This window comes from Caulobacter sp. 17J80-11 (assembly GCF_014349105.1).
Classification (GTDB): domain Bacteria; phylum Pseudomonadota; class Alphaproteobacteria; order Caulobacterales; family Caulobacteraceae; genus 17J80-11.
Genome location: NZ_JACSJI010000001.1, coordinates 450,201 through 462,658 on the forward strand (window position 1 = coordinate 450,201; position 12,458 = coordinate 462,658).

The 12,458-nt window shown below is 72.1% G+C and carries 11 protein-coding genes; 6 read left to right on the forward strand and 5 right to left on the reverse strand.

Translation table 11 applies throughout. The features are described from left to right. Window positions 1–24: 24 nt before the first annotated feature. The 3 genes from H8B08_RS02320 to arr all read right to left on the reverse strand — a co-directional run bounded on the left by H8B08_RS02320 (window position 25) and on the right by arr (window position 3,526). A complete protein-coding gene (locus H8B08_RS02320; protein WP_187448586.1) occupies window positions 25–810 on the reverse strand; it encodes an AAC(3) family N-acetyltransferase in 786 nt (261 codons plus the stop codon). 41 nt (window positions 811–851) lie between these two features. Continuing rightward, the gene (locus H8B08_RS02325) at window positions 852–2,918 is read right to left on the reverse strand and encodes a M13 family metallopeptidase (protein ID WP_187448587.1); all 2,067 of its coding nucleotides are present in this window, start codon (window positions 2,916–2,918) and stop codon (window positions 852–854) included. A 206-nt stretch (window positions 2,919–3,124) separates the two neighbouring features. After that, on the reverse strand, window positions 3,125–3,526 hold the full coding sequence (gene arr, locus H8B08_RS02330; RefSeq protein ID WP_187448588.1) for an NAD(+)--rifampin ADP-ribosyltransferase: 402 nt from the start codon (window positions 3,524–3,526) through the stop codon (window positions 3,125–3,127). A gap of 245 nt (window positions 3,527–3,771) precedes the next feature. Here arr and murC point away from each other — a divergent pair, with 245 nt between their 5' ends. The 6 genes from murC (at window position 3,772) to ftsA (ending at window position 11,047) form a co-directional block, all read left to right on the forward strand. After that, window positions 3,772–5,202: a UDP-N-acetylmuramate--L-alanine ligase gene (murC, locus tag H8B08_RS02335; RefSeq protein WP_187448589.1), complete on the forward strand. Its 1,431-nt coding sequence runs from the start codon at window positions 3,772–3,774 to the stop codon at window positions 5,200–5,202. Further along, entirely contained in the window at window positions 5,199–6,104 is a 906-nt protein-coding gene (gene murB, locus H8B08_RS02340; protein WP_187448590.1) for a UDP-N-acetylmuramate dehydrogenase, read from the forward strand. Before murC ends, murB begins: the two co-directional genes overlap by 4 nt. A 63-nt stretch (window positions 6,105–6,167) precedes the next feature. Further along, entirely contained in the window at window positions 6,168–7,751 is a 1,584-nt protein-coding gene (locus tag H8B08_RS02345) for a sensor histidine kinase (RefSeq protein ID WP_187448591.1), read from the forward strand. A gap of 98 nt (window positions 7,752–7,849) precedes the next feature. Next, complete coding sequence (locus tag H8B08_RS02350) at window positions 7,850–8,791, forward strand: D-alanine--D-alanine ligase (protein WP_187448592.1); 942 nt, start codon at window positions 7,850–7,852, stop codon at window positions 8,789–8,791. After that, window positions 8,779–9,675, forward strand: a complete 897-nt coding sequence (locus H8B08_RS02355) for a cell division protein FtsQ/DivIB (RefSeq protein WP_187448593.1) — start codon at window positions 8,779–8,781, stop codon at window positions 9,673–9,675. The genes H8B08_RS02350 and H8B08_RS02355 overlap by 13 nt, the downstream gene beginning before the upstream one ends. A 34-nt stretch (window positions 9,676–9,709) precedes the next feature. Next, entirely contained in the window at window positions 9,710–11,047 is a 1,338-nt protein-coding gene (gene ftsA, locus H8B08_RS02360) for a cell division protein FtsA (protein WP_187448594.1), read from the forward strand. Between the two features lie 192 nt (window positions 11,048–11,239). Here ftsA and H8B08_RS02365 read toward each other — a convergent pair whose 3' ends face one another. Both H8B08_RS02365 and H8B08_RS02370 read right to left on the reverse strand, forming a co-directional pair. Further along, complete coding sequence (locus tag H8B08_RS02365; RefSeq protein WP_187448595.1) at window positions 11,240–11,962, reverse strand: ABC transporter ATP-binding protein; 723 nt, start codon at window positions 11,960–11,962, stop codon at window positions 11,240–11,242. Further along, window positions 11,959–12,458 (reverse strand): hypothetical protein (locus tag H8B08_RS02370; protein WP_222934254.1); only part of this gene is annotated, 500 nt, incomplete at its 5' end. The genes H8B08_RS02370 and H8B08_RS02365, both read right to left, overlap by 4 nt.

The window sequence follows — 12,458 nt, forward strand, 5'->3', positions numbered from 1 at the left end:
CTAGCTCTGCGGGAGGGAGCTTCGCTAGCCGGCCCTGACGCTCGCCCGGGCGATGTCGCAGTCCTCGCAACCCGCCGCCGGGCCGTGCAGGAAGGCCAGCGGCTCGGCCCGCAGCCGTTCGACCGCGATCCGCACCACGTCCTGCGCTCGCATCAGCCGGGCGTGGGCGTGGCCCACGGGGCCTTCCGCCTGCAGGCCCTCGACGTCCAGCCACTCCTCCATCCGGGCGAAGCCTTCGCAGCAGTGGTCAGGCTCGCGGTAGTCGACACGCTTCGGCAGCCCGTCCCGCAGGATCGTGAACCACCGCGCGGCGCCGTAGGGCACGCGCGCCACCGCCTCCGCCAGATGCAGGGTGGTGTTCGCGTCGTGGCCCACGCCGAGCAGCAGCACCTGTCCGTCGAGGTCGTGCACCCGGCCGATCGGGCTGTCGGGGCCGTGCGGCGGGATTGGCGGCGGACCGCGGGTGATCGCGTCCGCCAGCGGTCCGATCGCCGCGCAGGCGGCGTAGTGGCGGCTGCGGACCACGCCGGGCAGGGCGCGGAAGATCTCCGGCGTCACGCCGAGGTCGCTGGCCGCGGGCGTCGTGTCGGGATCGAACGGTGCGTCGTCGCGGTCCGTGAAGGACGGCAGGACCAGCGTCCCCTCCGGTCCGAGCGCCAGGCGCAGGCCCTCGATCAGGCCGGCGGGGCCGCCCTCGACCGGACGCACCTGCCGAAATGCGGTGTGGACCAGAAGCACGCCGCCCTTGCGCACGCCCAGGGCGGCGAGCTGGTCGGCGATCTCGGAAGGGCGGAAAGTGCGGCCGGGCATGCCTGCTTTCGTCGGGGCCGGCGGCGGCCGGGATTAGAGCCTTACCACACCACGCATCTCCGCTCGGCCGGCCGCACCATGGCCGAGCCCTTGCGGCAGGCGAACGCCTTGGCGAAGGCGGGCATGTTGGCCAGCGGCCCGTTCACCCGGAAGCTCGCCGGCGCGTGGTTGTCCAGGCGCGCATAGGCCTCGCGCTGCACTGTGCAGCGGCTCTGGGCGTAGGCGATGAAGAAGCGCTGGGCGCGGCTGAAGCCCGCCTTGTCGCGCTGCGCCATCCGCGGCCCCAGGGCGCGGACCAGCGCGTCGTAGGCGAAGTTCACGCCGCCCAGGTCGGCCACGTTCTCGGAGAAGGTCCGCTCGCCGTTCAGACGGGCGCCACCGCCCAGCTCGACCTCGCCCGCCTGCTTGATCAGGCACTGGGCGCGCTGGTCGTGCGCACTGACGTCGGCGGCGGTCCAGATGTCGTGGCCTTCGCCGTCCGCGTCGTAGTCGTGGTTCTCCAGGACGTGGGTGACCTCGTGCCCGACCAGGGCGCCGTAGCCGCCCATGCGCAATTCCGGCGACGCGTCCGCGTCGTACCGTGGCGGCGTCAGCCCGGCCGCCGTCAGGATGATCGAGTTGGTGAAGACGTCGGGATAGCCGTTGGGAATGGTCAGCCGCGCGACGGCCAGGCCCGGCGCCACGTCCGGATAGACCATGATCTCCCAGGACTCGCGGGTGCGCGGCTCGTTCACGCGCGCCCAGGCGCGCTTCTCCTGGAAGCCGCGGGTGGCCATCACGTTGTCGAAGAAGTTCGTCGCCGACATCGGATCAGCGCCGGTCGCCGGCCACTCGTCCGGGAAGCCGACCTTGATCGAGAGCGCGTCGATCTTCTTGCGGGTCGCTTCGCGGGCGGAGGGGGACAGCCAGGTCATGCCGTCGACGGAGTCGGCGATCTGGCCGCGGACCTGCTGGACGATCGTCTTTGCGCCGCCGCGCGCCTGCACGCCGATGAAGCGGGTCGAGTACTGCCGCGACAGCTCCACCCCCATCCCCTTGATGGTCTCGACCTCGCACTCGTCGGCCCGCGACGCGCGCGGCGTGTCGAGATAGGCGGCCGCGAAGCGGGCCTGCTCCTCCCGCATCGCGCCCGGCAGGGCCGGCGTCACGGTGTCGAGCAGCCGCCAGCGCAGGTAAGCCTTCAGGTCGCGCATGGACCACTGCGCCAGGCCGTCGTTCACGGCCTTGAGGTACTTCGGCGAGGTGACGTTCATCGGCCGGCCGGCCGGCTGTCCGACGGCCTTCAGGTAGTCCGCCCAGGCGAAGTTCGGATAGTCCCGCGCCAGGGCGGCCGGATCGATCGGGTTGTTGCTGATCGACGGGTCGAAGCGTTCGGCGAAGGACAGCGAGACGCGCGCCAGCGTCCCCTCCATCGCCACGATCCGTTCGGCCTGGCGGTTCGCCTCGCCGCGCTCGACGCCGGAGCTCGCCAGCATGGCGGCGACGTGGTCCCTGTAGCTCGCGATCACCGCCGCCGCTTCGGCGCCGTCGTCGCGATAGGTCCCTCGCGGCAGCCCAAACGCCCCCTGATGGATCTCGCCGCGGAAGCGCGACTTGTCGGCCGGATCCGGCTCGCCGGAATAGCGGAAGAAGGCGCGCACGCCGCGCGCGTGCAGGCTCTGCAGCACGGTCGCGAAGTCCGCGCGGGTCTCGACGCCGTCGATCCGGCCCAGCCACCCTCGAAGGGACGCTTCGGCGAGCCTGTCCGCCTGATCGCCGCCGGCCATGCAGGACGCGTAGAAGACCTGCAGTCGGTCGACCTCGGGATCCTTGGCCAGGCTCCGGTCGGTCAGGAGGGCCGTCATGGCGGCCCGGTTCCGGGCGCCGGCCGCCTCTTCGGCCAGGGCCACGTAGTTGCGGTCGGTCGGCTCGCCGGTCTTCGCCATCCAGCCGCCGCAGACGTACTGGTAGAAGTCAGTGCACGGATCGGCGCCTCGATCGAAGGTCGAGGTGTCGAGCGGGCTCAGGGGCGGCTCGGCCGGCGGCTTGCCCATGGCCTGCGACCCGCCCAGGATCAGAAGCGACGTCGCCAGTCCCGCGGCGACCACGACCTGAAGATTGCGAGACACGACGACCTCCCCCCGAAAGACGCGCGACTGCGGGCGTCTACGCCGCCCCGTGCTGACGATCAGACGCCGCATCGCGAGGCCGGACGATCACCTTTGGGGGCAGCAAAGACTGATCGAACGGCGTTCCGCTGTAACGTGAATTCCCCGACACGTTCCTTAGCCGCGACGAAGCGAGTCCTCCGCGCGCCGAAAGCGGCGCGTCAGGCTCAGTCCAGAATGGCCTCGACGCCCATGCGGTCGAGCTGCGCCAGGTGGTCCTTCATGGTCTTGAGCTGCTCGGGCGAATGCCCCGTCCAGTCGGCGACCTCGCCGACCACCCGCAGCGGATCGCGGGTGCGATAGGACTTCGTCGGATTGCCCGGGAACTTCTTGTCGGTCAGGTTGGGATCGTCCTCGAAGGGGCCGGTCGGCTCGACGATGTAGATCCGGCCGGGGCCGTCGCCCACGGCCAGCTCCGCGCCCCAGACGGCCGCGTCCAGCGTCGCGGTCAGATAGACGAAGGCCGCCGCCTTTCGCTTGCCGTAGTTGGAGGCGTAGCCCGGGCTGATCAGGTCGCCCGCCTTCAGATCCGCCTTGGTGCCGTGGAAGAACGGCTGCGCGCTGGTCATCGGATGAGCCCCCTGAGATCGGGACCGGCGGTCCCGTGCGTCGAGGCGTCCTAAGCTGCGCATAAATCGCGGCCCGCCAATTCTTGAACTCAGGTTTTTCGCGCCCAAATCCCTGTCAGGCGGGGCGGCGATGCTTCGCCCCCTCTGTCGCCGGCCGCGGCGGAGAGGGGACGCGACGACGGGCCGCGAAATTTCGGGCACGCGCCTGCTTCCGTGTAGCGGAACGGGCCGGTAGTGAAGTTGCGATGATCGCGCGCTCGAAACTCCGCCCCACTCCCTTTGAAATCGGCCCGGTGCACTTCGTGGGCATCGGCGGCATCGGCATGAGCGGCATCGCCGAAATCATGCTGAAGATCGGCTACTCGGTGACCGGCTCCGACGCCAAGGCCTCGGCCAACACCGAGCGGCTGGAAAAGCTGGGCGCCAAAATCTTCGTCGGCCACGCCGCGGAGCACGTCGGCGACGTCTCGGCCGTGGTCTATTCGACCGCCGTGAAGCCGGACAATCCGGAGATGGTGGCCGCCCGCGAGCGCCGCATCCCGCTGGTCCGCCGCGCCGAGATGCTGGCCGAGCTGATGCGGCTTCAGTTCTCGATCGCGGTGGGCGGCACGCACGGCAAGACCACCACGACCTCGATGGTCGCCTGCCTGCTGGACGCCGGCGGGCTGGACCCGACCGTGGTCAACGGCGGCATCATCAACGCCTACGGCACCAACGCCAAGGTCGGTGACGGCGACTGGATCGTGGTCGAGGCCGACGAGAGCGACGGCAGCTTCCTGCGTCTGAAGTCGACAGTCGCCATCGTCACCAACATCGACGCCGAGCACCTGGACCACTGGGGCGACTTCGAGGCGATGAAGAAGGGCTTCCGCGACTTCGTCGAGAACATCCCCTTCTACGGCTTCGCGGCGGTGTGCCTGGACCACCCCGAGGTGCAGAACCTGGTCGCCCAGGTCGAGAACCGCCGGCTGATCACCTACGGCATCAATCCGCAGGCCGAGGTGCGCGCCACCAAGGTCGAGATGGGGCCGGACGGCGCCCAGTTCGACGTGGTCATCAGCCCGCGGGACCGCGATCCGGTCACCCTGCGCGACGTGTCCCTGCCGATGGCCGGCTGGCACAACGTCTCCAACTCGCTGGCCGCCATCGCCGTGGCGCTGGAGCTGGGCGTGTCCGAACGCGACATCAAGCAAGGCCTGGCCAAGTTCGGCGGCGTGAAGCGGCGCTTCACCACCACCGGCGTGGCCCGCGGCGTGCGGGTGATCGACGACTACGGCCACCACCCGGTGGAGATCGCCGCGGTGCTGAAGGCCGCCCGCCAGGTGGCGCGCGGCAAGGTCGTCGCCGTGGTCCAGCCGCACCGCTACACGCGCCTGCGCGACCTGATGACCGAGTTCTCGACCTGCTTCCACGACGCCGACACGGTGATCGTGGCCGATGTCTACACCGCCGGCGAGCAGCCGATCGAAGGCGTGCACAAGGAGGCGCTGGCCGAGGGGCTGCGCCGTCACGGGCACCGTCACGTGCTGCTGCTGGACGGCCCCGCTTCGCTGGCCGGACTGGTCGCGCAGGAAGCCGCAATCGGCGATCTGGTCGTGTGCCTGGGCGCCGGAGACATCACCCAATGGGCCTACGCCCTGCCGGGCCAACTCGAACTCCTGGAGACCGCGGCGTGAGCTGGCGCGACACCCTGCCTGAGACCCGCGGCAAGCTGCTGAAGGGCGCGGAGCTGGCTCCGTTCACCTGGTTCCGCGTCGGCGGTCCGGCCGACGTGCTGTTCCTGCCCGAGGACCACGAGGACCTCGAAGCGTTCCTGAGGGGCCTGGACGCCGCGGTGCCGGTCACCGTGCTGGGCGTCGGCTCCAACACCCTGGTGCGCGACGGCGGCGTCGACGGCGTGGTGATCCGTCTCGGCAAGGCCTTCGGCCGGGTCGAGACCATGGACGCCAACCGCATCTACGCCGGCGCGGCCGTGCTGGACGCCACCCTCGCCAAGAAGGCCGCCGAGGCGGGCCTGGCGGGCCTGGAGTTCTTCCGCGGCGTGCCCGGCACCATCGGCGGCGCCTGCGTGATGAACGCCGGCTGCTACGGCGCCGAAACCAAGGACGTGCTGGTCGAGGCCTATGCGGTCGACCGCGCCGGCGAGCGCCACGTGCTGTCGGCCGAGGACATGGGCTTCACCTATCGCCGCTCGGAAGCGGCCGCCACGCGCGGGCTGATCTTCACCGGGGCGGTGTTCCAGGGCGTGCCGGACGAGCCCGACGCGGTGATGGCGCGCATGGACGAGATCACCGCCCGGCGCGAGGCCACCCAGCCGATCAAGGAGAAGACCGGCGGCTCGACCTTCAAGAACCCGCAGGGCCACAGCTCCTGGAAGCTGGTCGACGACGCCGGCTGGCGCGGCAAGCCGTTCGGCGGCGCCCAGTTCTCCGAGCTGCACTCCAACTTCATGATCAACACCGGCGAGGCGACCGCCGCCGACCTCGAGGGTCTGGGCGAGGCCGTCCGGGCCGACGTGAAGGAGAAGTTCGGCGTCGAGCTGGAGTGGGAGATCAAGCGGATCGGCCGGGCGAAGTGAACGGCTGATTAACCCTGCCGCGAGCACGCTCCCATTCTGGAAGGGCGCTCGGGGGAACGCCGCATGCTGATAAAACGCCTGGCTCCGGTCGCCGCCTTGTGTGCGGCGGTGTTCGTCTTCTGCTGGAGCAGCATCGTCCTGTTTCGCGAGGGCGCGCTGTCGGTCGTCTGGCCGGCCAACGCTCTGGTTCTGGCCTTCATGGTCCGGTGGGCCCGCAACCAGGACGAGGCGGCGCTGGGACTGGGGGCGGCGGTCGGCGCCATGCTCGGCGCCAACCTGATCTGCGGCCTGCCCATGCTGCAGTCCTTCGGTTATCCGCTCGCCAACGGCGTCGAGATCGCCCTGGCCGCCTGGCTGGTTCGCGACTTGCGCGCGCCCCTGTCCGGCGGTCGGGACCTGATCCGCTTTCTGGGCGGGGCCGTAGTCCTCGCCCCGGCGGCCTGTGCGGCGGTCGCCGCCGTGGTCATGGCCGTCCTCGGCGAGCCGAACCTGCCGGGGGCGGTGCTTCGCTGGTGGCTGGCCGACGCGCTCGGCATGGCGGTGGTCACGCCTGTGGCGCTGTCGGTGAGCCGCGCTCACCTGCGCCGCGACCGCCAGGGCGTGGCCGTCAGCGTCGCGGCGCAACTGCTGGTGCTGGCCGGCGCGGCCCTGGTGTTCAGCCAGCCCTTTCCCGCGTTCGCCCTGCTATTCCCGCTGGTCATGCTGGCGGTGTTCGCCGACCGCGAGATGGGCGGCGCGATCGCCGTGGCCGGCGTGGCCCTGATCGCCGTCAGCGCCACCATGCTCGGCTTCGGCCCGGCCGCGGCTTTGCCTTTCAGCTTGTTCTTCGTGCAGGGCATGCTCGCCGCCCTGGTGCTGACTATCCACCCGGTCGCCGCCGTGCTGCGCCGCCTGGACGGCTACACCGCGGTGCTGGAGCGCGAGCGGGCCCGGGCCGTGGCGCTGAGCGACACCAAGACCCGCTTCCTGGCCCACGTCAGCCACGAGATCCGCTCGCCGCTGTCGGGCGTGGTCACCCTGGCCGAGATGATGGCGTCGGGCGCGCTGGGCGTGCTGACCCCGCGCCAGCACGAGATGATCGAGCGGATCGCCGCCAGCGGCGCCGAGATCGACGCCCTCTCGCGCGACCTGATCGACGCCGCCGCCATCCAGGCCGGGAAGGCCAAGGCCGTGCTGGCCGACGTGGCGGTCGGCGAGGTGGTGGCCACCGCCGTGGAGACCGCGCGCATGCGCACCCGCGACCAGGGGGCGAAGTTCGTGCTGGGGGCCGTGCGGGCCGACGCCGTGCTGCGCGCCGATCCGGCCCGGCTGCGCCAGGCGCTGGTGAACCTGCTGGTCAACGCCGTGAAGTACGGCGGCCGCCCGCCGGTCGTGCAGATCGACGTAGTCGAGTCCGAGGGGCGCGTGCGCATCCTGGTCAGCGACAACGGCCGCGGCGTGCCGCCGGATCGCCGCGAGGCGGTGTTCGGCGACTTCGATCGGGCCGGGGCCGAGACCAGCGACATCGAGGGCTGGGGCGTGGGCTTGAGCCTGTCGCGCGAACTGGTGCGTCTGCAGGGCGGCGAGCTGGGCGTGAGCGACGGCGCGTTGGGCGGCGCGGCCTTCTGGATAGACCTGCCGGGCGCGCCCGTGGCAGCCGCGGCTTGAAGCCGCTGCAGTAACGCGCTTTTCAGCCGTCGCGCCCCCTATGACGTCGTAGAACCAGGCGCTATCAGCCCCGCTCAAGCTCAAGACGGATCCCTCGCATGACCGCCAAGTCTCTCGCCGATCTCCACGTCGCCGTTCTGCTGGGCGGCATCAGCTCGGAGCGCGAGGTGTCGCTGGTCTCAGGGGCCTCGTGCGCCGACGCGCTGGAGCGACAGGGCGCGAAGGTCAGCCGCGTGGACGCCGGTCGCGACCTGGCCGAGGTGCTGACGAAGCTGAAGCCTGACGTGGTGTTCAACGCGCTCCACGGCGCCTGGGGCGAGGACGGTTGCGTCCAGGGCATCCTGGAGACCCTGCAGATCCCATACACCCACTCCGGCGTGCTGCCCTCGGCGCTGGCCATGGACAAGGCCAAGGCCAAGGCGGTGCTGACCGCGGCCGGCGTGGAGATGCCGGGCGGCGGCCTCTACGACCGTCACGCGGTGGCGCGCGACCACGTCATGGCCCCGCCCTACGTGGTGAAGCCGAACGCCGAGGGTTCCTCGGTCGGCGTCTTCCTGGTCTTCGAGGGCGCCAACGGCCCGCCGAGCGCGGTGGGCGAGGAGAGCTGGACCTACGGCGAACAGGTGATGGTCGAGCCCTACATCGCCGGCAAGGAACTGGCCGTGGCGGTGATCGGCGAGGCGAGCGGCCCGCGCGCCCTGGCGGTGACCGACATCGTCTCGGCCACCGGCTTCTACGACTACGAGGCGAAGTACGGCGAAGGCGGCTCACACCACGTGCTGCCCGCGCCCATTCCGCCGGCCGTGGCCGAGCGCGCCATGCGCATGGCCGAGCGCGCGCACGCCGCTTTGGGTTGCCGTGGTATTACGCGAAGCGACTTCCGTTATGACGATGTTAAGGACGTCCTGGTCCTCTTAGAGGTCAACACTCAGCCCGGCATGACGCCGACCTCGCTCGCGCCCGAGCAGGCCGCGTACGTCGGGATGAGCTTCGAAGACCTCGTCAGGTGGATCGTGGAGGACGCCTCATGCCCGCGGTAGTGCGGGGCGGCCGGAAGCAAGCTCCGACGCCGAAGAAGGCGGGCAAGACGACCAACCGCAGCGCGCGTCCCGCGCCGCGCGGCGGGCGTCCGCCGCACGCCGACGTCGGTCGTGTGCCGCCCAGGCTGGGGATCGCCGTGGCCGCGGGCGTCGTCGTTCTGGGCCTGACCCTGACCATGGCGACGGGCGGCCGGGCGCAGGCGTTCAGCGCCGCGGTCGGCCAGGGCGTCGACAACCAGCTGGCGGCCATGGGCTTCAAGCTGAAGGCCGTGCACATCAAGGGCGCCTCGCCCGAGGCCCTGCCGTACGTGCAGCGCGCGCTCAACCTGCGCCGCGGCCAGCCGCTGGCCCGGCTGAACCTGGCCGAGCTGCAGGGGCGGGTGAAGGCGGTGGGCTGGGTCAAGGACGCCAAGGTGGTGCGCCTGCTGCCCGACACCCTGGTGATCTCGGTCACCGAGCGCGAGCGCCTGGCCGTGTGGCAGCACGAGGGCCGCGCCGCGGTGATCGACGCCGAGGGCCAGGTGATCCCGGAAGCCGATCCGGGCCGCTTCCCCGACCTGCCGCTGGTGGTGGGCGAGGGGGCCGACATTACGGCGGGCGAGATCCTGCCGCTGGTGGTTCAGCGGCCGCGGCTGCTGGGCCGGCTGGAGGCCCTGGTGCGCGTGGACACGCGCCGCTGGGACCTGCGGCTGAAGGACGGCAGCCTGATCCAGCTTCCGGCGGTGGACGAGGAGTCCGCCCTGATCCAGCTGGACCAGCTGGATCAGCGCTCGCGGGTGTTGGAACTGGGGTTTGCGCGGATCGACCTGCGCGACCCGGAAATGATCGCGGTCCGACCGCGCGACGGCCGTCAGGTCGTCGCGCCGGCCGCGGGTGGTGCTTGAGTAATTTTCGGATCTAGGGGCGCGGGGGCGTTCGATGTCGCGGCTGGATGACAAGCGCGAAGCGAGAGACGGCATGAAGACGCTGGGCGGCGGACGCTCGCCGGTGATCGCCGCCCTGGACCTGGGCGCGTCGAAGATCGGCTGCTTCATCATGAAGGCGGACGGCATCCGCCGCTCCGACCGCACCGTGCGTGTGGCCGGGGTCGGCTACGTGCAGTCGCGCGGCGTGAAGAACGGCCTGATCGTCAACATGGAGGACGCCGCCCAGGCGATCGCCCAGGCGGTCGAGCGGGCCGAGACCATGGCCGGCGTGCCGGTGCACGCGGTCACCGTCACCACCGCCGGCGGCCAGCCGGTCAGCCACCGGGTGTCGATCCAGGTGCCGCTGGGCCAGCGCCCGATCGCCGACACCGACCTGACGCGCGCCATCGCCCAGGCCCTGGCCCAGGTGCGCTATCCCAACCGCCGGCCGGTCCACCTGCTGCCGATCGCCTGGTCGGTCGACGGCCAGCGCGGCGTGCGCGACCCGCGCAACATGTACGGCCGCACGCTGGGCCTGGACCTGCTGGTCGTGACCATGAACGAGAGCGCCTTCCAGACGCTCGGCCACTGCCTGGACCTGGCGCACCTGGAGCTGACCGGCGTGGTCGCCGCGCCGCTGGCCTCGGCCCTGGCGTCGCTCGAAGACGACGAGATGGACCTGGGCTGCGTCTGCATCGACATGGGCGGCGGCTCGACCTCGGCGGCGGTGTTCGCCGGCGGCTCGCTGGTACACGTCGACAGCCTGACGGTGGGCGGCGGCCACGTCACCGCCGACATCGCCCGCGGCATCTCCACCTCCCTGGCCGGCGCCGAGCGCATCAAGGTGCTGCACGGCTCGGCCATCGCCTCGGCCAACGAGGACCGCGAGACCATCGAGGCGCCGCCGCGCGGCGACGATCCGGGCGCCGGCCCGATCGTGGTGCCCCGCTCCATCGTCAAGAACATCATCGCCCCGCGCGTCGAGGAGACCTTCGAACTGGTGCGCGAGCGCCTGAAGGCCGCCGACGTCATGCTCGACCCCGGCGCCGGCGTGGTGCTGACCGGCGGCGCCAGCCAGCTGGCCGGCGTGCGCGAACTGGCCGTGCGCGTGTTCGACCGCCCCGTCCGCCTGGGCCGTCCGCGCCGCGCGCCCCACCTGGCCGACGCCGCCGCCGGGCCGGCCTTCTGCTCGGCCGCCGGCGTGCTGCTGCGCGCCGCCTACGGCCCGCGCGAAGCGGTCTCCACCCGCAAGCTGATGGCCGGCAAGGTCGGCCCGAAGGACGCGCCCCAGGCCCCGCAGTCAGGCGGCGTGCTCAGCCGCGCGGCCGGGTGGCTGAAGGAAAACCTGTAAGCGCTCCTTCTCCCGGCGGGAGAAGGACGGGACCCGCGCACCGGAGCGAAGCGGAGGTTCGCGCGGGAGGATGAGGGATTACGGATTGCGGCGGCCTTGGCGCGCCAGTTCCTGCGCCCTCCCGTGACCCTCGCCCTCCCACGTCGCTAAAGCGACGCGGGCCCCTCCCTCTCCCGACCGGGAGAGGGAATGCTACGCCCTCACCCTCGCCACCAGGTCCGCCTCGAACGCCGCCAGGTCCGTGCGCGCAGCCGCCAGATCCGCCGGCGAGAACCGCGCCACGGCGCGGCCGTCGCGCATCAGCACGCCGTGGTCGCACCAGGTGGCCAGGGTGCCGATGTCGTGCAGGGCGCTGACCACCGTCACGCCGTGCTCGCGGGTGATGGCGCGCAACGCCGTCTTCAGGTCGTGGGCGACGGCCGGGTCCAGCCAGTTGAACGGCTCGTCCAGCAGCACCACGCGCGGCGCGCCGGCGAAGGCCAGGCGCACGGCCAGCCGCTGCTTCTGGCCGGCCGACAGCTCGGCGACGTAGCTCCCCCAGAAGGCGGCGAGGTCCAGCGCCGCCTCGATCGCGGCGGCGACCGGATCGCCTTCGCCGCCGGAGGCCTGCTCGACCAGGCGCACCAGGTCGGCGCCGCTGATCCCCTTGGGCAGGCTCTCAAGCGTCGGCGTCAGGCCGATGCCGGCCGCGCGGCGCGCGGGGTCGTGCTCGCAGGCCCGGCCGGCCAGGCGGATGGTCCCGCGCTCGGGCGCCATGCGCCCGGCCAGGCAGCGCAGCAGGGTGGTCTTGCCGCTGCCGTTGGCGCCGACCACGCCCCACCAGCCGGGCGCGTCGATGCGCAGGTCGAAGTCTCGGAGCGCCGGGCGAGGGCCGTGCCGCGCGGTCAGGCCGGCCACGTCGAGGATCGGGGTCATGCGGCGCTCCATCGGCGGCGGGCGGCGGTCCGGGCCAGCAGGGCCAGGCCGCCGGCGACGAACAGGACGGCGAAGGGGCCCAGCGCCGAGGCGGCGAGGGCGGCCAGGGCGGCGTAGATCCCCAGCCGCGGCGGGCCGGCGACTGGCCCGTAGGCGAGCTGGTTCAGGTGGGCCACCGCTAAGGCCAGACCGCAGGCGAGCACGCCCGCGACGACCGCCGCCGCGCCCGCGAGGCCGACGGCTGGAACAGCGACGGCGGCGACGCCCGCCAGCAGGCCGACCGCCGCGGGCGCGACGGCGAAGTCGACGAGCAGGCGCCTGAGCGAGCGTGGCGTGCGGGCCAGGAAGACGAACAGGTCCGGCGACGGCGCCGCCAGCGCGCCGCAGGCCCAGGCGCCGCCGAACAGAAGGCCGTGGACCGCGCCCGGATTGCCGTTGGCCTGGGCCAGGCGGGCGAGCGCGGCGCAGGCGGCCGCGGCGGCCCCAAGCCACGCCC

Bases quoted from the DNA above. Each gene is read 5' to 3' on its own strand.
- H8B08_RS02320 (WP_187448586.1), bottom strand. From the start codon at position 810: ATGCCCGGCCGCACTTTCCGCCCTTCCGAGATCGCCGACCAGCTCGCC.
- arr (WP_187448588.1), bottom strand. From the start codon at position 3,526: ATGACCAGCGCGCAGCCGTTCTTCCACGGCACCAAGGCGGATCTGAAG.
- murC (WP_187448589.1), top strand. From the start codon at position 3,772: ATGATCGCGCGCTCGAAACTCCGCCCCACTCCCTTTGAAATCGGCCCG.
- H8B08_RS02345 (WP_187448591.1), top strand. From the start codon at position 6,168: ATGCTGATAAAACGCCTGGCTCCGGTCGCCGCCTTGTGTGCGGCGGTG.
- H8B08_RS02350 (WP_187448592.1), top strand. From the start codon at position 7,850: ATGACCGCCAAGTCTCTCGCCGATCTCCACGTCGCCGTTCTGCTGGGC.
- H8B08_RS02355 (WP_187448593.1), top strand. From the start codon at position 8,779: ATGCCCGCGGTAGTGCGGGGCGGCCGGAAGCAAGCTCCGACGCCGAAG.
- ftsA (WP_187448594.1), top strand. From the start codon at position 9,710: ATGTCGCGGCTGGATGACAAGCGCGAAGCGAGAGACGGCATGAAGACG.
- H8B08_RS02365 (WP_187448595.1), bottom strand. From the start codon at position 11,962: ATGACCCCGATCCTCGACGTGGCCGGCCTGACCGCGCGGCACGGCCCT.